Source organism: Flavihumibacter sp. CACIAM 22H1, assembly GCF_001601815.1.
In the GTDB taxonomy this organism is placed as follows: Bacteria; Bacteroidota; Bacteroidia; order Chitinophagales; family Chitinophagaceae; genus Flavihumibacter.
In genome coordinates, this window is sequence record NZ_LUKG01000033.1 from 1 (window position 1) to 19,032 (window position 19,032).

Here is a 19,032-nt window from a genome sequence, read left to right on the forward strand (position 1 = left end):
GTTTGGTGTAATGCCAGGTTATCTGCTTTCAATTGGTACCGGAAGTTTGGCTTTCAGCAGGAGGGCAGCAGCTGGCATAAAAACGGAATTGAGTATATCATCATGTTCAAAAAAATCTGATAATGGAAATTATACCGGCTATTGATTTGATTGATGGAAAATGTGTTCGACTTACGCAGGGCGATTATGCGCAAAAAACTATTTATAATGAAAATCCTCTGCAGGTAGCCAGGATGTTTGAAGATGCAGGGCTTCGAAGACTACACCTGGTAGATTTGGATGGCGCTAAAGCCGGCAAGGTAACCAACTGGAAAGTATTGGAGCAGGTTGCCGGTAAAACCTCGCTGATCATTGATTTTGGCGGCGGCATCAAAAAAGAAGATGACCTGGCGATCGTGTTTAATTCGGGTGCAGCTATGGCAACTATAGGTAGTTTAGCGGTAAAACAGGAAGCAGTTTTTACGCAGTGGATTCAACACTATGGTGCAGATAAATTTTTATTGGGTGCTGATGTAAAGGAGGAGCAAATTGCTGTAGCCGGCTGGTTGGAAACTACCGATATTAATATTCTTGATTTCATTACCAATTACCAGTCAAAGGGTATACGCCAGCTTTTTTGTACAGATGTAAGTAAAGATGGGAAGCTGGAAGGTCCATCTGTTACGCTGTACGAAAAAATCATCCGAAGTTTTCCTGGAATAGAGCTGATTGCAAGCGGAGGAGTAAGTAATATGACTGATTTACACCGGTTGGCATCCATAGGATGCAGTGGCGCAATTGTTGGAAAAGCGATCTATGAACAGCGCATCACACTCCAGGAACTTTCGCGTTTTAATGAATCGAATCCAAAATAACCGCTATGCTTACAAAACGAATAATTCCCTGCCTTGATATTAAAGATGGGCGTACCGTTAAAGGTACCAATTTTGTAGACCTGAGAGATGCCGGAGACCCGGTAGAACTGGGTCGTTTGTATGCCAGCCAGGGAGCCGACGAATTGGTGTTCCTCGATATTACCGCCACCGTAGAAAAAAGGAAAACACTCAGCGAATTGGTGAACCGCATCAGTCACCAGATTAATATTCCTTTTACCGTGGGCGGTGGTATCAGCAGCGTAGAAGATGTTAAAATTTTATTACAAAATGGTGCAGATAAGATTTCAGTAAATACCGCAGCCTTCAAGCGTCCGGCCCTACTTGCTGAATTAGAGAAAGAATTTGGTAGCCAATGCGTAGTGCTGGCTATTGATACCCGGTTGGAAGAGGACGGGGAATGGTATGTTTACCTGAATGGAGGCCGTACCAAAACCGACCGAACCTGTACAGATTGGGCAGAAGAAGCCGTGGCCCTGGGGGCAGGAGAAATCCTCCTCACCTCCATGAATCACGATGGAACCAAACAGGGTTTTGCACTTGATATAACCCGCCGATTATCTACTCGCTTACCGGTGCCGGTAATTGCGAGCGGGGGAGGGGGGCAACTGTCGCACTTTGTGGATGTTTTTAAAGAGGCAAAAGCAGATGCTGCCCTTGCGGCCAGTATTTTTCACTTTAAGGAAATAGCGATTCCTACGTTGAAAGAGTATCTTCAGCAGGCTGGAATTCCGGTCAGAATCGGGTAGGGCTAAAAATAAGTACATTTGTTCCATGAAAGTTGATTTTCAAAAGTATGCAGATGGCCTGGTGCCGGCAATCATCCAGGATCATACCACCCAAAAAGTGCTGATGATGGGTTTTATGAATGAAGAAGCACTGCATAAAACCGAAAGCACCGGAAAAGTAACTTTCTTCAGCAGGTCCAAACAACGGTTATGGACAAAAGGAGAAGAAAGTGGAAATTTTCTGGAACTTAAATCGCTGGCGGTTGATTGTGACCAGGATACCTTACTCATAAAAGTACATCCGGTTGGACCAACCTGTCATACAGGGGCAGATACCTGTTGGAGTGAAAGGAACCACCAGGAAGATTTCCTGTTTTACCTGGAAGATATTATTGATTTGCGTAAACAGGCTTCTCCCGACGCCTCCTATGTAGCCCGGCTCTTTTCTAAGGGGCTGAATAAAATTGCCCAGAAAGTAGGGGAAGAAGCGGTGGAAGTAGTGATTGAAGCAAAAGATAATAATGACGAACTTTTTTTGAATGAATCCGCTGATCTGCTTTTCCATTACCTGCTCCTGCTGAATGCTAAGGGATTTCGCTTGCAGGATGTACTGGACGTGCTTAAAGACCGGCATGCTAAATAAAATATCCATATGAAATATATTACATCCTCCCTATGGTTGTGCTTTCTGACAGCCTTTGTTCTACCTTCCTTTGCGCAGGAAGGAAGTTTTCAAATCAGCGGCAATGTAAAAGGGCTGCCGGATAAATCACTGGTTGCTATTACAGATCCTGACCGTCCGGGAGATACGTTGGCCAAAGCCGTTTCTAAAAAAGAACAGTTTGAATTGAAGGGGAAATTAGCGGAGGTAAAACTGTACCATATTTCTTTTCTTCCTTCTGATAAAAAAGGGCTGCTGTTCCTGGATGCTAAAAAAATGCAGGTTTCGGGCGATATCAATGCGATCCAACAACTTAGTCTAACCGGCTCTCAGCCACATGAAGGATTTGTTGCATTTCAAAAACAGTTCGAGCCATTTTTTCGCCAATATGCACAGCTTTCAGAAACAGCTAACCGGTCGGGCGTTACAGATAGTCTGATGCAGCAATACAAGCAATTGATCAATGATCTGTCTGCATCGGCTGTAAAATTTGCAGAGCAACGAAAAGATCAGGTAGTTGCGCCATTTATGTGGGCAACTATTTTGCAGGTTGTTGAAAATCCTGACCTGGTAGAACAGAGTTTCAATACGTTTTCACCGGCTGTTCAAGCCAGCTTTTACGGCCAGTTCCTGGCTGGTCGGCTGGCCGATGCAAAAATAGGACGGGTGGGCTCCGAGGCCCTTGATTTTTCCCAGGCCGATCCAAACGGTAAGCCCATCAGCCTTTCCTCTTTCCGGGGTAAATATGTATTGGTAGATTTTTGGGCAAGCTGGTGCGGACCCTGTCGGCAGGAAAATCCGAACCTGGTGGAAGCGCATGAAAAATTCAAGAACAAAAACTTTACGGTTTTAGGCGTTTCGCTCGATAACAACAAAGAAAAATGGTTAAAAGCAATTACCGATGATAAGCTCGACTGGGCACAGGTAAGTGATTTGAAACACTGGCAGAATGAAGTAGCTCTTAAGTATAAAGTGCAGTCAATTCCGCAGAATCTGCTGATCGATCCTAAGGGAATCATCATTGCCAAAAACCTTCGTGGACCCGATCTTCAAGCTAAATTATGCGAATTATTGGGATGTGAGGGAGGCGGAAACTGATACCCGGATAAAATACCCGGAACCTGAAAATATGCCGAAATGGAGCGCTCTATCAAAAATGCGTTTCTGGAGCAGATGAAGGGATGGGCCAACGAATCGGAAATAGAACGGATGTGGAAAGAAATTGAAAAAGCATACGCTGCTAAAAACCGGTTCTATCATACGATTTCCCACCTTGATCAATTGCTGACCGAACTGAAAATATGTTTGGACCTGGTGCCTTACTGGCAGGAAATAGTGGCCGCTATTGCCTACCATGATATCATATATTCTATCCGCAGGCAGGATAATGAAGAGAAAAGCGCCTTGCTTGCAGTTGCCCGCCTTCAGGCAATTTCATGGCCACCGGAAAAAATTGAATTGGTTCGTCAACTTATTCTGGCAACAAAAGGACACCATGCTGCTGGTTTCGACCTCATCAATTATTTTACAGATGCAGACCTTGCGATCCTTGGAAAACCAGCTGCCTTGTATCAGCAGTATGCAGGTAATATCCGAAAAGAGTATAGAATTTTTCCGGATTTCTTATACCGGAAAGGTCGAAAAAAACTGCTTCAGCATTTTCTTGAAGTGCCGCGTATTTATAAAACAGCGCAGTTTTACCAATTGTATGAATCCCAGGCCAGAACAAACCTGACCTGGGAAATCGCTTACCTGGATGGTGTTGCAGAAAGGCCTTAAAACTCAACAATGAATCCGATTGTTGGAAGCAGGCTTCCGTCATTATTAGCAAGGATAACAGGAATGGCATTGGACCCGTTTTGCTGAATCGGTTGCCCGTCTGTTGTTTGAAAAGCTGCGTTATCGGCCGTTCTTCGAAACGTATATTGAGGTATGCCCGGGTTTTTTGAGTTATACCAGTTTTGGATATCCAGGTATAAGTCTAGTGTAAATCGTCGGTAATTCCATTTTTTGTCGACGCGGAGATCGCTGGCATGAAAGGCTGGCAGCTCAAGGCTGTTGGTACGGTTAAAATCAAAAACACCCGTGCCAAGTGTAAGGTAATTCAGCTGACTGGAAGTAAGGTCAAAAGGCGTGTAAGGAGCTGCTCCCTGGTACCGGAACTTTAACCCGATTTCCCAGTTTCTTTTAAGTTTATAACCTGCTGTAAGGCTCAGCAAATGACGATTGTCCCAACTGGCCCTGATCCATTCTTCATTTAAACCGGTAAAAGACGTTTTGTAATAGGTATAACTAAGTATGCCAAAAAAACGTTTGCTTAATTTTTGTTGCGCAAAAAATTCAACTCCGGTAACGCGGCCTTTCCCTTCCTGGTTCACCAGTTCATTACCAATAGCCCCAAACTCTGTTCCTTTATTAGCCAAACTGATTCCATCCAGGATACTTACCGGGTAATTACTGTATCGCTTATAAAAACCCTCCAGCGTAAACCGGGTATTGGAAGAGGGAAGCCACTCAAACCCGGCAACAATATGACTGCTTCGGATATAATCACCTGGATTAGTTTGCCCGGTGCTCAGTTGCTGGTAAGCCAGCTGGGTATAACTCGGTAGCCGATAATAAAGTCCATAACTGGTGCTGAAATTCCATTCGTCAGACAATGCATAACTGGCGCTGATCCGGGGACTCCATTGTTTTAAGGGATTAGCAGTACTGTTACCAGCCGAATTTCCATCTATCCGTATACCGGCACTTATAGCCAGCCTGTCGCTCCAGATCTTGCGCCCGCTTTGTACAAAAGCCCCATACCGAAGAAAATTCAGTGAATTGGTTGATTCCAATTCAATGGCAGGCTGTAGAATATTTCCCTGTTCATCCCTTAGTTCTGGCCTGAACTGCTGGAAAAATTCATTGTTAAACTGGATGTACTGAGCAGAGGCACCATAGGTTAGTTTCCATTTATGCAGGTTCAGGGTTTGGTCGATCCTGAGTTTGTTTTCCGTTTCCCGGCTATTGATGCGAAAAGTGCGGGTATCCTCCGTCGGTTCCTCATTATCGAGGTATTTGTCCGCTTTATTATTTAATGTATTACGGCTGATGGCCAGGTTAAGAAATCCACGGGCGGTTAATCGTTTGATACTGGCACCAACCGTATAATTCCATTGATTGATCAAGGGGCTGCTGTTGACTGCATATAATTTTTCTGGTGTAGCTTCCTTGGGGGCTGCAAACCTGAATTCATCAATGGCACCAATTCCCAAAACCTGCAGGGTTGTTTTTTCATTGATCCGGGTAGTGGTTTTGAACTGAAAATCCCAATAATTGGGCCGGATGGGTAAATCGATTAGTTGAAACAATAACTGTAGATAACTTCTTCTTGCGCTTACCAAAAAGCTTGTTTTTGGACTGGCAGGTCCATCCAGTGTTACAGCCAGTTCCGTAGCGCTTAACCGCAGGTTTCCCTGCAACCTGTTTGGGTTACCGTTTTTCTGTTTAAACTGGAAAACACTGCTTAACGCATTATCGTACCGCGCGTCGAAGGCGGAACTGCTGAGTTTTACGTCTTCAATAAAACTCACGTTCAGAATTCCCTGGGGGCCGCCCCCGCTTCCCTGGGTGCTGAAATGGTTTATCAACGGAACTTCAATGCCATCGAGGTAAAAGACATTTTCGCTGGGAGCGCCGCCGCGGATGATGATATCATTACGAAAGCCACCGCCTCCAACACCGCCTCCCACACCGGGAAGCGACTGGATAACCCGGCTGATATCAAAATTACCGCCCGGATTTGCTTTGATATCTTCTGTAGTAAGCCGCTGGATGCTGAGCGGGCTTTCCAGGCTGGTGGCCCGGGCACTTGCCTTCCTGCCCGAAACCAATACCTCGTTTAATATTGTTCCGGCCGGTTCCATTTCAATCGTGAAATTGTTTTCATTACCGGATGTTATCACCACATTGTTGATGATTTTTAGAGAATACCCCAATGCGCTGAATTCGAGAGAATAGGTTCCAACAGGGATACCCGAAATCCGGAATCTTCCGATGGAATCTGAACTGCTGCCGGTTCCGGAGGGTTTTAGCAGTACCGAAGCAGCCATGATCGGTTTTTGGGTGTTTTTGTCGAGAATGATTCCACTGATAGCGCCATTTACCTGAGCAGCCAGGTACTGATGGAGCAATATGCTCACCAGTAATAGGATAAGGTGTTTCCCAGCAGTATACGATTGACTCATAGTTTCGGAAAATTATGGAACCTAGAACAAACCTGAATTAATAAAGTTCAACTTTGAATTAAAATAATTCAATGCAATAATAATTGTACATTTAAACATGGCTAGCATTGATGCGTTATGGGTAGAATACCTTCAGCAGGGGAATTCCCCTACGGCAAAGGAATTTGGTGTATGGCTGATACGCAAAGGCGATGGGGTGTCGGTAGATGCAGGTAGTTCCGGCTTCCAGGGACAGGAGAGGGAATTAACGGTTCAGTCCGGTATACTGGTTGGACGATTGCAGCGATTTCTGCATTTTCTTACCAAACCTTATTTAAAGGCGGCTGGGCTCACAGAGGATGAACTTATCGTATTAGCCAGCCTGTTATTTATGCAGGAAGTTCCCAAAACCATTCTTCTAAAACAATGTCTGATAGAAATTCCTACTGGTAGTGAATTGCTGAAACGAATGAAAAAAGCAGGGCATATTCTGGAAAAAAAACATCCGGATGATGCCAGGAGCACGGTTATTTCCATAAGTGCAAAGGGGAAGAAACTGGTGCTTCAGACCATGCAAAGCATGCAGGAAATGGAAGATGCTCTTTTTATCCTGAGTAAAGAAGAGCGTGCTTTACTGGTAACCATACTTGCCAAACTGGATCAATTTCATAGCCACCGGCACGATATTCTTCAATTATCGGAGTTGATGAAGCGGTATTAAATCAAATTGTATTAATTTCAACCATACGCTGCACAACACATAGAAACCATGTAAATTGATTAATAGCATTGGTATGAAATTTTTAAGGTGGCTCCTGGTTTCCTGCAGTGTTCTGTTTGGTTGTTTCCGGGTTACGGGTCAAAAAGTTAATAATCAGTATAATCTTGCTATTCAAAAAACCAGTATACCGGTTCAGATAGATGGATTATTGGATGATTCGGCCTGGAAAAATGCGGATGTAGCGCGTGATTTTTTTATGGTATTGCCCATGGACACCAGCTACGCAAATGTAAAAACAGAGGTCCGCATGTCTTATGATGATCAGTTTCTTTACCTCGTGGCAGTTTGTTATCATGGGTCGGCTGGTGATTATGTAGTTGAGTCTCTCCGACGCGATTTTGCCTTTCAGAAAAATGATAATTTCCTGTTCTTCTTTGATCCGTTTGAAGATAAAACAAGCGGCTTTTCCTTTGGGGCCAATGCTGCCGGGGCTCAGTGGGATGGGTTTATTTACGAAGGGGGTAAAATGGACCTGAGTTGGGATCATAAATGGATATCCAAAGTGCTTAATTATGAAGACAGGTGGGTATTTGAAGCAGCCGTGCCTTTTAAGTCGATTCGGTATAAAAAAGGTATGACCAGTTGGGGAATTAATTTCAGCCGGAATGATCTGAAAACTTTTGAAAAATCGTCCTGGGCTCCCGTTCCCCGGCAGTTTCCAACGGTATCCCTTGCCTATACCGGAAACCTCAACTGGGATGCGCCACCTCCGGCTGCAGGAGCTAATATTTCCCTGATACCGTATGTATTGGGCGGCCTGTCAAAAGATTATTCCAAAGCTACACCCACTGAATTCAGGAAAGATATAGGGGGAGACGCTAAAATCAGTATTACGTCTTCTTTAAACCTCGACCTAACGGTGAATCCGGATTTCTCCCAGGTGGAAGTAGACCGCCAGGTAACCAACCTAGACCGGTTTGAGTTGTTTTTTCCGGAAAGAAGACAGTTTTTCCTGGAAAATGCAGACATCTTCGGAAATTTCGGATATGCCAATATACGGCCGTTTTTTTCACGACGCATAGGCCTGAATGTTCCTATCCAGTTCGGCGCAAGACTAAGTGGAAAATTGAACAAAGACTGGCGTATCGGTCTGATGGATATGCAAACCAAATCAGTGGCGGAACGGGATCTTCCTACACAGAATTTTGCGGTTGTTTCCCTGCAGCGAAAAGTATTTTCAAGATCTAATATCGGCTTCCTCTTTGTCAATAAACAATCCCTGCGCTATGAGCCCGACAAGGATCCGGTTACACCGGAAGCCAGGCAATACAACAGGACTATTGGTATTGAATATAATCTTGCTTCTCCTGGTAATTACTGGACGGGGAAAGCGATGTTGCTGAAATCCTTTAGTCCGGGAGGCGGACCCAGGACCATAACCCAGGCAGCGAATCTGAATTATACAAGCAGGCGACTGCTGCTTTCCTGGCAACATGAATATGTGGGCAAGGACTTTATAGCAGAAGTGGGTTATGTGCCCCGATCTGGGTATGTAAAAATGAATCCACAGGCCGGTTATCTTTTCTTTCCCAGGAAATCGGCTGTATTAAGCCATGGCCCCTTGTTGCAAACCGTCTTTTATGCAAATGAACAGTTTCGAAAAACAGACTATGAACACAGTCTTACCTATCGTACTACGTTTAGAAATCAGTCGGTGTTAAATGCTTACCTGTCTAAAACCTACATAGAATTATTAACGCCCTTTGATCCTACAAATACGGGGTCTGATTCTTTAGCTACGGGTACCCGGCATCGGTTTTCCACGGCATATATTGAATATATTTCAAAGCCCAAAAGCCTTTTTACCTATGCGGCCAATGTACGTTATGGCGGTTATTATAATGAAGGCACCCGCTTACAACTGACAAGTGAGTTCGGCTATCGCTTTCAACCTCATGTCGGAATTACAATGAGCAGTACGTACAATGATATAAGGATTCCGGGAAGCTGGGGAAGGCGGAGCTTTTGGCTAGTAGGTCCCCGGGTAGATATAACCCTTACCAATACGTTCTACTTTACAGCATTCGGTCAATACAATGAGCAAACAAAAAATATTAACCTGAATACCAGGTTACAATGGCGATACAAACCTGCTTCAGATTTTTTTATTGTATACACAGACAATTATCTGCCGGAATACATGGCAGTTAAAAACAGGGCATTAGTGGCAAAATTCACCTACTGGTTTAGTTTGTAATCAGGCCCCGTGCCTAAATCCCTTCTTCACGTTAAACACATGGAGGACAGAAGGAAAAAGGGCATCTATAGATTCAGTAGCGCCGGAAGGTGAACCCGGCAGTGTCAGTACCAGCATATTCCCCACAAAGCCTGCAACTCCTCTTGATAACATGGCATAGGGCATTCTTTGCTGTCCGTAGTTACGTGCTGTTTCCATTATGCCGGGTATTTCCTTATCAAGTAAGGGTTGAATGGCATCCGGTGTTACATCTCTGGGTGATAAGCCTGTGCCACCAGCAAATAAAACCAACTGATAGGCTTGTTCCGCTAACTCTTTAACCATTTGCTGAATGGTGCTGAACTCATCTGCAATAACTTGCTGCGTTTGAACGCTGATGCCGTATTGCAGCAGTTTTTCGCGGATCAATTGTCCGGTTAAATCCAGGTTCTTTCCAGCTGCAATACTGTCAGAGCAAATTATTACCGCAGTTTTAAGGTCTACGCCTTGTTCGGTTTCCAGGTCGGTTTTACCCCCTTTTTTTTCTTCCAGGCGAATATGGCTGATTTCAACTCCTTTATCAATTGGTTTAAGCATGTCATACAGCGTAAGGGCAACTAAGGAGGCGCCGTGCATTGCTTCCACTTCTACGCCTGTTTTATAAATAGTATGAACTTCTACCCGTATAACAATACTTAGCGCTTCTGTGTGGTAGGTAATTTGTGCAAATTCAATGGGCAATGGATGGCAATCCGGTATCAAATCGCTAGTTTTTTTGATGGCCAGTAATCCTGCTGCCCGTGCAAACTCAAAAACATCTCCTTTAGGTACCTTGCGATTCCGGATGGCTTCCATCGTATGTTCGGAGGAAACGGTAACAATTGCGGTGGCAATTGCCTTTCGAAGCGTGCTCGATTTATGTGTAATGGATACCATGTTTTAGTTATTTATTTTCCACTGATGTCCCTGTTCTCCCAATAATTCCTTTCCCCATACCGGTAATTCGGCCTTGATCTTTTCTACCAGTTCAGTGCAGGCATCAATGGCAGCTTTTCGATGTGGAGCGGACGTAAATACAAACAGGCATATTTCACCTGTTGGTACCGTACCCAGGCTGTGGTATACATGTGCGCAGGTCAGCTGGTATTTTTCGAACATAAGTTCCCTTATTTCCTGCATTTTTTCCAATGCCATTGCCTCGTAACTGGTATATTCAATGGCAGTAACCAGTTGTCCGTTTACCTGGTCGGCTCTTACCTGTCCCAGGAAAACACTATGTGCGCCAATAGTTGTTTTAACCTGGTGTTGCTGAATTTTGTCAGCTATAAAGCCTGGTGAAATGGCACCCTGTACAAAAATATTTTTTGGTTCTTTAGGAGGCATAGGTCGAATTTTTAAAAGAGAGTAACTGGTTTAAGCCACCTTCTAACTGATAGATTTCGGTTAATCCGGGGTATGCCGACTGTATTATTTTAGCCGCTTTTAAACTTCTCGCTCCGGATTGACAGAATAAAATCATACTAGTTGGGCGGATCTCAGTAATACGTTCCGAAAGTTTACTTAGTGGGATCTGTACATAATCAAAATCGGAAGGAATAGGTAATTCACCCACCTCCCTTACATCAATCACCTGGATGAAAGCTTGCCGGATGCGTTGATAAAATGCCGGCGGCGATAATTCCTTCAGCTGGTTTTTTTCTCCGCATAACCAGGCATAATCTGTTTTTTCGAATGCCTCTTTTGTAATGGGCATTAAAGTGGCAGATGCCCGATTTTTTGCTACCTGAAATACCTGAACATCGTTGGTTAACGCATTATAGGTGAACAACTGATCTGCCAGGGTACTTCCAATTTCTGCAATGAGTTTGATTACTTCATTGGCCATCTGTATGCCAATAATGCCTGGTAAAACACCCAATACGCCGCCTTCTGCACAACTAAGGATCTCTCCCGGGCCAGGCGGCTCAGGAAAAATATCGCGGTAGTTTACGGACTCTTTGCCATTTGCATTAAATATAGCTACCTGTCCTTCAAATTGAGAAACAGCGCCCATTACCAATGGTTTGCCCAATAATACACAGGCATCATTGAGCATGTATCTTGTGGAAAAATTATCTGTACCGTCGAGGATTATATCAAAGTTCTCCAGCACCTGCCAACAGTTCCCCGGTTCAAGTTTAACCGGAAATTCTTCAATTTGAAGGGCGGTATTCCGTTTTTTTAGTTCCCTGGCAGCAACAACGGTTTTTAGCTGTCCGATACTTTCTTCTGTGAACAATACCTGTCGGTGTAAATTGTTTACCTGCACCCGGTCAAAATCCACGATGCCGATGGTGCCTATTCCTGCTGCTGCAAGGTAAAGCAATGCGGGCGTTCCCAACCCGCCAGCGCCTACAACCAATACCCTTGACCTGGCAAGTTTCTGCTGTGCTTCTGCTCCAAATCCTTTCAAAGAAATTTGGCGTTGATAACGTGCTGCAGTATATGGGTCAATTATTTTCATCCGCCAGAAAATGGGGGTAATAAAGCAATTTTTGCGCCTGGTAAAATTACACCATCTTCCTGCAAAACCTGTTTATCGACGGCTATTACAAATCGGTTATTGGCTAAGGCCGGATAAGCCTGTAACAGGGCCGTTTTGAATTGGCCCGTTGTGCCGGTATACGGCAGGTTTATATTGGTTTTTCCAATAACCTCTGTTAATTGACCAAATACCTGTATCTGGAGTTCCTGCTCGTTCATGCGTTCGTAAATAATAGTTTAAAGGAAGCCAGGCTCAATACAACTGCCAGAATATTTTTTAGGACAGCCTGCCGGAATTTCAATGACCCCATCCATGCACCCAAACATCCTGCTGCAAACGCAACCAGTACCATACTTATCATTTCCTCGCTGAATTGTATTCCCTTATTAAGCTGGCCAACTAAGCCTGATAGCGAATTTACGAAAATGAAAAGAGCACTGATCGCCGCTGTTTGTTTTTGATCGGTCCATTTCAACAATAGTAACAGGGGCGACAGCAATATGCCACCTCCAATTCCAATTAAACCCGAAACAAAGCCAATACAGGCGCCGATAAGAACAGATCCGTACCTATGCGACGAGCGTAGCTCCGTTTCTTCTTTTTGCGAAAAAAAGAAAAAACGCAGTACCGGAAACAGTAGTAAAAGGCCAAGTAATTTCTTGTAAATGCCGCTCTCAAGGCTTAAACTACCTCCCAGGTAGGCCGTGGGTATGGACGCCAGGGCCAGGGGAAGAAAAATTTTCCAGTTAAAATGTCTGCCCCGGTAAAACTGAAGGAAAGCCATTAGGGAAACAAAAAGATTTAAAAGAAGGGCGGTAGGTTTCATGACTTCGGGGGCAACGCCATAAATGGCCATTAACGCCAGGTAGCCACTTGCGCCTCCATGCCCTACAGCTGCATATAAAAAAGCAACCACAAATAGTAACCCGTAGAAAACAGTTAGTGTATCCATACGATTGGCTTAAGAAATAAGATGGATTTCTACAGGGGTTCCTGTATCCACCGCTTCGGTTTCTTCCGGTAAAAATACCAGACAGTTAGCCCTTGCAAATGAGTTCATTTTATAGGATTCCTGGGATGCCAGTAGGTGTACCGATGTTCCGTCGAAGTAGGCTTTCAGGAAAAAGGCTAGTCCTGGTTTTTTCCAATATGGTTGCTGCAAGGGTACCTGTTTGTTTTCGGGAACTATGTTTTTTAGCATCATTTTGGAAATGGCTTCTGTAACATATTCGTAATAACAGGTCAGGACGGATGCCGGATTGCCGGGTAATGCAAGTACCAGCTTCTTTTCTTTTTTTCCTGCAAACAGCGGCTTGCCCGGTTTCTGGCTGACTTTGTGAAACAACTGCTCCACGTCGCAAGCCTTGGTTGCGGCTAGCGTGAAATCATAATCGCCCACACTTATTCCACCGGTAATCAATACCAGGTCGTGCTGCTCTAGCGCCTGCATTAATGCACTGGTTAATGCATCCAGCTTGTCCTGTACCCTGATGATTTCATTGACCTGTAAACCGGATTTTTGTAAGGCGGCTTGCAGGCTGATGCCATTGGATTCATACACCTGTCCATAGGCAAGTGGTTGTCCGGGTTGCTGCAATTCATTGCCCGTTATCAGTAAAGCGATGGATGGGGCGGGGTATACAGTGACGCTGCTTATACCCATGCCAGCCAGAAAGCCTAGTGCTGCTGGGGTTAGTGGGGTGTTTTTGGCAAGGGCGAGTTCATTTTTTTTAATTTCTGTTCCTGGCAGCCGTACATTGTCTCCTTTTTTTATAGCCGAAAAATCGATGTAAAGCCATTCGTTTTTTCGGCTGGTTTTTTCCTGCATTACAACGGTGTCGGTACCTGCAGGTACAGGGGCTCCGGTAAAAATGCGAACGGCTTTGCCTTGCCCGACGGTATTATTGACCGGCATGCCTGCTGCAATTTCACCTATAATTTCGATGCCCCGGCCAGGCTGCCAATCGGCATATTTAAAGGCATAACCATCCATGCCGGATTGCGGGTAGGAAGGAATATCCATAGGGGCCAGTATATCCGTTGCAAGTACATAACCCAGGCTTTTGGCAAGGGGCCTTTCAACAGGAGTAAGCGTACAGGCGTTATCTCGAATTAAATGCTTGGCTTGGTGAACGGTTACCATCTTATCCTCCAATTGTAATCATTGTTCTGTTTTGTAATGCAGCCGTTTCGATTTTTTCAAAATCCTGGGTAAACTGACCTCCCAGCTCTTTTTTCTTGTGGGCAATCGTTTGCTGAATCAGGGGCAATAGCTGTTGTCCATTGCGAAGCGGCGTCAATAAATCAGTTTCCGAACTGGAAAAAAGGCAGTTCTTAAGTTTTCCGTCTGCAGTAAGACGAAGCCTGTTACAGGTTGAACAGAAATTATTGCTCATGGTACTGATAACCGCAAAACTACCTGCATGGCCAGGTATCTGGTATTTTTTTGCAGTATCCTGTGCTGCGCTCTCCAGTGGTGTAAACTCGTATTGCCTGGCTGCTATTTCGAGAATTTCCTGCCAGGTCAGTACTTGGTTGCTGCTCCACCGGTTTCCACTGAACGGCATAAACTCAATAAAACGAACATGCACAGGCGTGTTTTTTGTCCAGTTTAGAAAAGCAGGCAGTTCTTCTTCATTCAGGCCTTTCATTACCACTACATTCACTTTTACGTGGAAGCCTTCTGCAATCAGCTGCGATATGGAATCGTATACCTGCGGAAACTGATCGCGCCTGGTCATTACTAAAAACCGCTCTCTGTTCAGCGTGTCCAGGCTCACATTGATAGATTTTATGCCGTTTTTTTTTAGTGTAGGAATGAAGGACTGAATCCTGGTGCCATTGGTAGTAATAGTTAGTTCTACCGGCAGTGTAGCCAGTTGTTGAATAATGATGGCGGCATCTTTACGAACCAGTGGCTCACCGCCGGTTAATCGTATTTTTTTTACCCCTAGTTGTACAAATTGTTCAGCAATGGTAAAAATTTCCGCTGCCTGCATTAATCGGCTGGCTGGAGTAAATGTATAGGATTCTTCCGGCATGCAATAAAAGCAGCGCAGGTTACAATTATCGGTGAGAGAAATTCGCAGATAATCATGCATCCTGTTAAAGGTATCGGTAAGGATCGTATTCATTCCATTGCTTGCTTTAGTAATTCATAGTCGTTGGGTGTATCAATATCCAGGCCTCCTTCAGGAAAAGCCAGCAGGCACAGTTCCTCCTGGTATTTTTTTAATATTCTTTTTGCGCCGGTGTCACCTTCCAATTGCAGCAGCTCCTGAAAAAGCGATGCCGCAAACAGGGCGGGTGTTCCGGCCTGGTTATCGTAGACAGATGCTGCTATCGGCTTCCCGGATTCTTTCCAATTTAACCATATTTTTTTCAACAGCCCTTCAGTAACGGCAGGTTGATCGGCTACCATTAATAAAACCGCGTCTGGCCCAGGAGGGGGGGTAAGTGCAGCCCGGATTCCTGTAACTATACTGGAAGCTATTCCTTTTTGCCAATCAGGGTTATAGGCATAGCTGACTTGTAAACCAGCCAGGCTTTCCCTGATCAGCGGGTCCATTTCCCCTGTTACCACCACTACCGTACCCAGGTTTGCAGCAATTGCCTCGCTGGCAGCATGCCGTACCAGGGTTTTTCCTTTGAAAGGGAGCAATTGCTTAGGCCTACCCATCCGAACAGATCCGCCTGCAGCCAGTAAAACGATTGTTGCTTTCCTGCCCGTCATATTCAGAATGTGGCGTGTATGCCCGTTGTTTTATTTTTTAGGGAAGGGCCTGTTTTACCAGCCATGCAGGCTTGTATTTCTGTGGTAATGGCAAGAGCTATTTCTTCGCTGGTTTCAGCGCCAATATCGAAGCCAACCGGGCCATAAATTCTGTTCCGTTGTTCTTCGGAAACCGGCAATCCTTCTTCTATCAGTTCCTGCAGCATACGGTCCAGTTTTTTACGCGGACCTAATAAACCGATATACGGTATTTCTGTTTTCAATAGTTCTTTGAGCATGGCTTTGTCATACACATAATTATGCGTCATCAGTGCAGCTGCAGTTCGGGCATCGTATGTAATAGTACCGGGCAGGTTTTCGGGGCTGCTAACTATAAGCTGGCAGCCTGCCTGAAACCGGCTGGGATTTGCGTGGGTAGGCCGGCCGTCAATTACCGTCGTATTCCATCCCAGCAGGCCTGCCATTTCCACAAGTGGAAACACATCGTTTCCGGCCCCTGCAATGAGCAGGGAAATGGGAGCAGGCAGGTATTCAATAAACCCATTTAAGAAGGTATTGCCCGGTATCCGGATCAGAGAAGATTTTTTTTGCTGTAAAGCCTCGCGGGCACAGGAACCGATCATCTCATTTAACTCGTTACCTGGAAGATTTCCCGACCAGGAACCGTTTTCTTCCAGGAGCCAGCAGGTACCGGCTTGTACCGCAAAGGGATCCTCTGTTGAAAAAAGGGTTATCAGTACGGCGGATTGCCTTTTTTGGGTGATTTTCCGGAACAGTTCAATAGGATTTCCTGCTTTCCGGGTTTGTATAGGTTCCATTAATACATGAATAATGCCGGCGCAACCAAGCTGAACACCAATGGCGGCATCCTCCTCATTGCTGGTGTCATAGGTAACCAGCTTTGATTTTTGCTGATGTACTACCAGTAAGGCTTTGCGCAAAGCATCTCCTTCGAGGCAACCTCCACTAATAGCGCCAGTCATTCTTCCGTCTTCCGTCACCAGCATTCTTGCGCCAGGCCTGCGATAGGACGAACCTTCGACCTTTACCACTGTTACAAGGGCGGCTTGCAGGTGGTCTGCTTCCGCTTTTTCATAGGCCTGCAGGATGGCGTTGATTTCTTTCATGAATATAGAAGGCGGTTATTTTTCCTGCATAAAGGTAAAGAAATGAAAATTGCCGGTTCCACGAGGAACCGGCAAACATGGGGTATCAAAGGTAACCGTCCTAAAAGCCCAGGCCTACTGAAAAACCGTCTACCGGTCCGCTGAAGCTGTAATTTCCAACAGCGGTGGCTGCGCCTGTATTTAAATTGATTTCATAGAGTTTCGTCGTTCCTCCAGCAGTAAGTACAGCCCATGCTTTTCCTGACTGGCTGCCAATATCAAAACCATTACTGCTTTCAATATTTATTCCAATGGCGCCTACTTCCACCAATGTTCCATTATTTGGTGGATCCTGCCGGTAAAGTTTATCTGTTCCGCAATCAATGTCATAAAGAATAGTGGTAGTAGCTCCTGCAAAATTGTTGGTATAAGCTGCTGCACTAATAGAGGGATTGCCCGGATTTAATGCCCCATCAGTAGCTGCTAAACTGCCGTCATTGGGGTTCAGCCGTAGATTTTGTCCAGTATTGCTGACTACGCGGATCCGGTCTACCGTTGGATTAAAGTCAAATCCAAAATAAGTGCCCGATAAGAGGGTCGTAAAGGTTAGGGTGCCTACGCCGGTAGCTGCGCCACTGGCGGTATTGAGTGTATACAAGCGGCTGGTACTACCCAATGCATACAATGCACCATTCGCTGGCCGGAAATCAATTCCAAGTATTGTTTCACCGGGTTGCATACCGGTAATGGCCTTAGTTACCGGCATTGGACTCATTGGGTTGAAGATCAGCAGATTGGTGCCACTGTTAATTGCGTAGGCAACGGGTTCTGTTGGAATGGCAAGGCCTTTGGCATTGGTTACACCCATGAGATCGCCAATATTGGTAGCTTTTCCGGTGGCCAGATCAACCTGGTATAAGGTAGATTTTCCACCTGTAGTTGCTACAAACAGGGAAGCTTTATTATCAGCACTGATATCAAAACCAATTTCACCGGTAATGTCTGTCATGAGGCTGCCCACAGCAACCAGGGTTCCATTATTGGGTGGATCCTGTTTGTATAACATGTCTGTTTGAGTATCAATATCAAACAGGGTAGTAGTGCTGGTACCCGCTTTGCTGTCGGTATATGCCACTCCTGTTACCATTGCATTCGTAACACCATTGATAACACCATCGGTTGCAACAATGGCACCTGTTTCAGGGTGTGCGCGAAGATTTTGACCATTACTGGTTACGATCCGGATCCGATCAACAGTTGGATTAAAGTCGAAACCTGCTACACCACTGCTTAATGCAGGTGTAAAACTTCCTGCTCCGATAGCTCTGGTATTTCCTGATTTTTCATCAATTACCAAAAGGCGGCTGGTACTACTAAGTGCATAGAGCTGACCTGTTGCAGGTCGAAAATCAATGGCCAGTACTGTTTCTCCTTCCTGCAATCCCGTTAAGGACACGGTGCTGATTGGCATCTTGGGGGAGGATGCATTAAAACGTACTAATTTGTTGCCGTTGTCAAGTACCAGGAATTCTATATCAGGCCCTTTTTGTTCCATACCTGGTGTATCGTCTTTTTTACAAGAGGACAGGCTGATCAAGCCAAATAAGGCTAGTCCTGTCATAAATTGTTGTGTTGTCCTTTTCATGGTATCCAGTTTTTATTGGTTGACTGGTACATACGAAGCGGGGAAAAGCCTGGATTGGCGGTCTTTGATTTTTTTTGAAAAAAAATTAAATAAGAATTTGATAAGAGTCGATGGCAGGCCGATAAGATTGTTTTATGGCAGTTTTTGGGAGAACATTTTCTTGCGTTTTTCAATCTCTTCCTGGCAACTTGTTTTCTTCCTTGTGCCAAAATAAAGCAGGTTTTGCTGGCTTCCTTTATGAGGTGTTACAATAAGATCGAGCAAACCATTGTCGAGATCTTGTTGCATTTGCGGGTATTCCCCGAATTTAATAATCAGGTTGAAGGGCAGTTCTTTAATGGTTCTTCGAGGGTGTATTGAAAGGTTTCAAAACACATGCCTGCGCTGATAGTTGCTCTTTCTTCTTTGGATCGTTTATGGAAATCTTGCTGTCCCTGTTCCAGTTTGTGGAGGGACGAGGGCATTTTGTTCGGATTTCATTTTCATGATCTTGAAAAAAATGCCACGCGCCAGCGTGTAGAGCAATATAAACAGCATCACCTCCTGCATCTTGAGTCGGTGTTCCCAGTAAATACAACAACTGTTTAAATACCCG

The 19,032-nt window shown here is 44.9% G+C and carries 20 protein-coding genes; 7 read left to right on the top strand and 13 right to left on the bottom strand.

The window, feature by feature from the left end; genetic code table 11:
• Positions 1 to 122: 122 nt before the first annotated feature.
• Genes hisA through A1D16_RS10760 form a run of 5 tightly spaced genes read left to right on the top strand, consistent with a single transcriptional unit; the run spans position 123 to position 4,040 of the window.
• Positions 123 to 854: a 1-(5-phosphoribosyl)-5-[(5-phosphoribosylamino)methylideneamino]imidazole-4-carboxamide isomerase gene (gene hisA / locus A1D16_RS10740; protein ID WP_290709366.1), complete on the top strand. Its 732-nt coding sequence runs from the start codon at positions 123 to 125 to the stop codon at positions 852 to 854.
• Positions 855 to 859: 5 nt separating this feature from the next.
• Positions 860 to 1,621, top strand: a complete 762-nt coding sequence (gene hisF / locus A1D16_RS10745) for an imidazole glycerol phosphate synthase subunit HisF (protein WP_290709367.1) — start codon at positions 860 to 862, stop codon at positions 1,619 to 1,621.
• Between the two features lie 25 nt (positions 1,622 to 1,646).
• Positions 1,647 to 2,243 (top strand): bifunctional phosphoribosyl-AMP cyclohydrolase/phosphoribosyl-ATP diphosphatase HisIE, encoded by a 597-nt coding sequence (hisIE, locus tag A1D16_RS10750; protein ID WP_290709368.1) that lies wholly within the window; start codon positions 1,647 to 1,649, stop codon positions 2,241 to 2,243.
• A 9-nt stretch (positions 2,244 to 2,252) separates the two neighbouring features.
• Entirely contained in the window at positions 2,253 to 3,359 is a 1,107-nt protein-coding gene (locus tag A1D16_RS10755) for a TlpA disulfide reductase family protein (RefSeq protein WP_290709369.1), read from the top strand.
• A gap of 39 nt (positions 3,360 to 3,398) precedes the next feature.
• Entirely contained in the window at positions 3,399 to 4,040 is a 642-nt protein-coding gene (locus A1D16_RS10760) for a hypothetical protein (protein WP_290709370.1), read from the top strand.
• On the opposite strand, the gene A1D16_RS10765 is transcribed toward A1D16_RS10760, so the two are convergent.
• On the bottom strand, positions 4,037 to 6,493 hold the full coding sequence (locus tag A1D16_RS10765) for a TonB-dependent receptor (RefSeq protein WP_290709371.1): 2,457 nt from the start codon (positions 6,491 to 6,493) through the stop codon (positions 4,037 to 4,039). The two genes, A1D16_RS10760 and A1D16_RS10765, sit on opposite strands and share 4 nt — an antisense overlap.
• A gap of 97 nt (positions 6,494 to 6,590) precedes the next feature.
• Here A1D16_RS10765 and A1D16_RS10770 point away from each other — a divergent pair, with 97 nt between their 5' ends.
• The gene (locus tag A1D16_RS10770; protein ID WP_290709372.1) at positions 6,591 to 7,193 is read left to right on the top strand and encodes a MarR family winged helix-turn-helix transcriptional regulator; all 603 of its coding nucleotides are present in this window, start codon (positions 6,591 to 6,593) and stop codon (positions 7,191 to 7,193) included.
• A gap of 73 nt (positions 7,194 to 7,266) precedes the next feature.
• Positions 7,267 to 9,450 carry a DUF5916 domain-containing protein gene (locus A1D16_RS10775; protein ID WP_290709373.1) on the top strand — a complete coding sequence of 728 codons (2,184 nt, stop codon included), beginning with the start codon at positions 7,267 to 7,269 and terminating at the stop codon, positions 9,448 to 9,450.
• On the opposite strand, the gene moaCB is transcribed toward A1D16_RS10775, so the two are convergent.
• The 12 genes from moaCB to A1D16_RS10835 form a co-directional block, all read right to left on the bottom strand.
• Positions 9,451 to 10,365 carry a bifunctional molybdenum cofactor biosynthesis protein MoaC/MoaB gene (gene moaCB / locus A1D16_RS10780; protein ID WP_290709374.1) on the bottom strand — a complete coding sequence of 305 codons (915 nt, stop codon included), beginning with the start codon at positions 10,363 to 10,365 and terminating at the stop codon, positions 9,451 to 9,453. It abuts the gene before it with no gap.
• Positions 10,366 to 10,368: 3 nt separating this feature from the next.
• A complete protein-coding gene (locus tag A1D16_RS10785) occupies positions 10,369 to 10,812 on the bottom strand; it encodes a molybdenum cofactor biosynthesis protein MoaE (RefSeq protein ID WP_290709375.1) in 444 nt (147 codons plus the stop codon).
• A complete protein-coding gene (locus A1D16_RS10790; RefSeq protein ID WP_290709376.1) occupies positions 10,802 to 11,932 on the bottom strand; it encodes a HesA/MoeB/ThiF family protein in 1,131 nt (376 codons plus the stop codon). Before A1D16_RS10790 ends, A1D16_RS10785 begins: the two co-directional genes overlap by 11 nt.
• Positions 11,929 to 12,171, bottom strand: a complete 243-nt coding sequence (locus A1D16_RS10795) for a MoaD/ThiS family protein (protein ID WP_290709377.1) — start codon at positions 12,169 to 12,171, stop codon at positions 11,929 to 11,931. The genes A1D16_RS10790 and A1D16_RS10795 overlap by 4 nt, the downstream gene beginning before the upstream one ends.
• The gene (locus A1D16_RS10800) at positions 12,168 to 12,905 is read right to left on the bottom strand and encodes a sulfite exporter TauE/SafE family protein (RefSeq protein ID WP_290709378.1); all 738 of its coding nucleotides are present in this window, start codon (positions 12,903 to 12,905) and stop codon (positions 12,168 to 12,170) included. The genes A1D16_RS10795 and A1D16_RS10800 overlap by 4 nt, the downstream gene beginning before the upstream one ends.
• A gap of 9 nt (positions 12,906 to 12,914) precedes the next feature.
• Positions 12,915 to 14,096, bottom strand: a complete 1,182-nt coding sequence (locus tag A1D16_RS10805) for a molybdopterin molybdotransferase MoeA (RefSeq protein WP_290709379.1) — start codon at positions 14,094 to 14,096, stop codon at positions 12,915 to 12,917.
• Between the two features lies 1 nt (position 14,097).
• Complete coding sequence (gene moaA / locus A1D16_RS10810; protein ID WP_290709380.1) at positions 14,098 to 15,087, bottom strand: GTP 3',8-cyclase MoaA; 990 nt, start codon at positions 15,085 to 15,087, stop codon at positions 14,098 to 14,100.
• Entirely contained in the window at positions 15,084 to 15,686 is a 603-nt protein-coding gene (locus tag A1D16_RS10815) for a nucleotidyltransferase family protein (protein ID WP_290709381.1), read from the bottom strand. Before A1D16_RS10815 ends, moaA begins: the two co-directional genes overlap by 4 nt.
• A gap of 2 nt (positions 15,687 to 15,688) precedes the next feature.
• Positions 15,689 to 16,813, bottom strand: a complete 1,125-nt coding sequence (locus tag A1D16_RS10820) for an XdhC/CoxI family protein (protein ID WP_290709382.1) — start codon at positions 16,811 to 16,813, stop codon at positions 15,689 to 15,691.
• 100 nt (positions 16,814 to 16,913) lie between these two features.
• The gene (locus tag A1D16_RS10825) at positions 16,914 to 18,437 is read right to left on the bottom strand and encodes a DUF4394 domain-containing protein (protein ID WP_290709383.1); all 1,524 of its coding nucleotides are present in this window, start codon (positions 18,435 to 18,437) and stop codon (positions 16,914 to 16,916) included.
• Between the two features lie 132 nt (positions 18,438 to 18,569).
• Positions 18,570 to 18,725 carry a hypothetical protein gene (locus A1D16_RS10830; protein ID WP_290709384.1) on the bottom strand — a complete coding sequence of 52 codons (156 nt, stop codon included), beginning with the start codon at positions 18,723 to 18,725 and terminating at the stop codon, positions 18,570 to 18,572.
• Between the two features lie 26 nt (positions 18,726 to 18,751).
• Positions 18,752 to 18,901, bottom strand: coding sequence for a hypothetical protein (locus A1D16_RS10835; protein ID WP_290709385.1), 150 nt, complete (start codon positions 18,899 to 18,901; stop codon positions 18,752 to 18,754).
• Positions 18,902 to 19,032: the final 131 nt, after the last annotated feature.

Bases quoted from the DNA above. Each gene is read 5' to 3' on its own strand.
- hisA (WP_290709366.1), top strand. From the start codon at position 123: ATGGAAATTATACCGGCTATTGATTTGATTGATGGAAAATGTGTTCGA.
- hisF (WP_290709367.1), top strand. From the start codon at position 860: ATGCTTACAAAACGAATAATTCCCTGCCTTGATATTAAAGATGGGCGT.
- hisIE (WP_290709368.1), top strand. From the start codon at position 1,647: ATGAAAGTTGATTTTCAAAAGTATGCAGATGGCCTGGTGCCGGCAATC.
- A1D16_RS10755 (WP_290709369.1), top strand. From the start codon at position 2,253: ATGAAATATATTACATCCTCCCTATGGTTGTGCTTTCTGACAGCCTTT.
- A1D16_RS10760 (WP_290709370.1), top strand. From the start codon at position 3,399: ATGGAGCGCTCTATCAAAAATGCGTTTCTGGAGCAGATGAAGGGATGG.
- A1D16_RS10765 (WP_290709371.1), bottom strand. From the start codon at position 6,493: ATGAGTCAATCGTATACTGCTGGGAAACACCTTATCCTATTACTGGTG.
- A1D16_RS10770 (WP_290709372.1), top strand. From the start codon at position 6,591: ATGGCTAGCATTGATGCGTTATGGGTAGAATACCTTCAGCAGGGGAAT.
- A1D16_RS10775 (WP_290709373.1), top strand. From the start codon at position 7,267: ATGAAATTTTTAAGGTGGCTCCTGGTTTCCTGCAGTGTTCTGTTTGGT.
- moaCB (WP_290709374.1), bottom strand. From the start codon at position 10,365: ATGGTATCCATTACACATAAATCGAGCACGCTTCGAAAGGCAATTGCC.
- A1D16_RS10785 (WP_290709375.1), bottom strand. From the start codon at position 10,812: ATGCCTCCTAAAGAACCAAAAAATATTTTTGTACAGGGTGCCATTTCA.
- A1D16_RS10790 (WP_290709376.1), bottom strand. From the start codon at position 11,932: ATGAAAATAATTGACCCATATACTGCAGCACGTTATCAACGCCAAATT.
- A1D16_RS10795 (WP_290709377.1), bottom strand. From the start codon at position 12,171: ATGAACGAGCAGGAACTCCAGATACAGGTATTTGGTCAATTAACAGAG.
- A1D16_RS10800 (WP_290709378.1), bottom strand. From the start codon at position 12,905: ATGGATACACTAACTGTTTTCTACGGGTTACTATTTGTGGTTGCTTTT.
- A1D16_RS10805 (WP_290709379.1), bottom strand. From the start codon at position 14,096: ATGGTAACCGTTCACCAAGCCAAGCATTTAATTCGAGATAACGCCTGT.
- moaA (WP_290709380.1), bottom strand. From the start codon at position 15,087: ATGAATACGATCCTTACCGATACCTTTAACAGGATGCATGATTATCTG.
- A1D16_RS10815 (WP_290709381.1), bottom strand. From the start codon at position 15,686: ATGACGGGCAGGAAAGCAACAATCGTTTTACTGGCTGCAGGCGGATCT.
- A1D16_RS10820 (WP_290709382.1), bottom strand. From the start codon at position 16,813: ATGAAAGAAATCAACGCCATCCTGCAGGCCTATGAAAAAGCGGAAGCA.
- A1D16_RS10825 (WP_290709383.1), bottom strand. From the start codon at position 18,437: ATGAAAAGGACAACACAACAATTTATGACAGGACTAGCCTTATTTGGC.
- A1D16_RS10830 (WP_290709384.1), bottom strand. From the start codon at position 18,725: ATGCAACAAGATCTCGACAATGGTTTGCTCGATCTTATTGTAACACCT.
- A1D16_RS10835 (WP_290709385.1), bottom strand. From the start codon at position 18,901: ATGCCCTCGTCCCTCCACAAACTGGAACAGGGACAGCAAGATTTCCAT.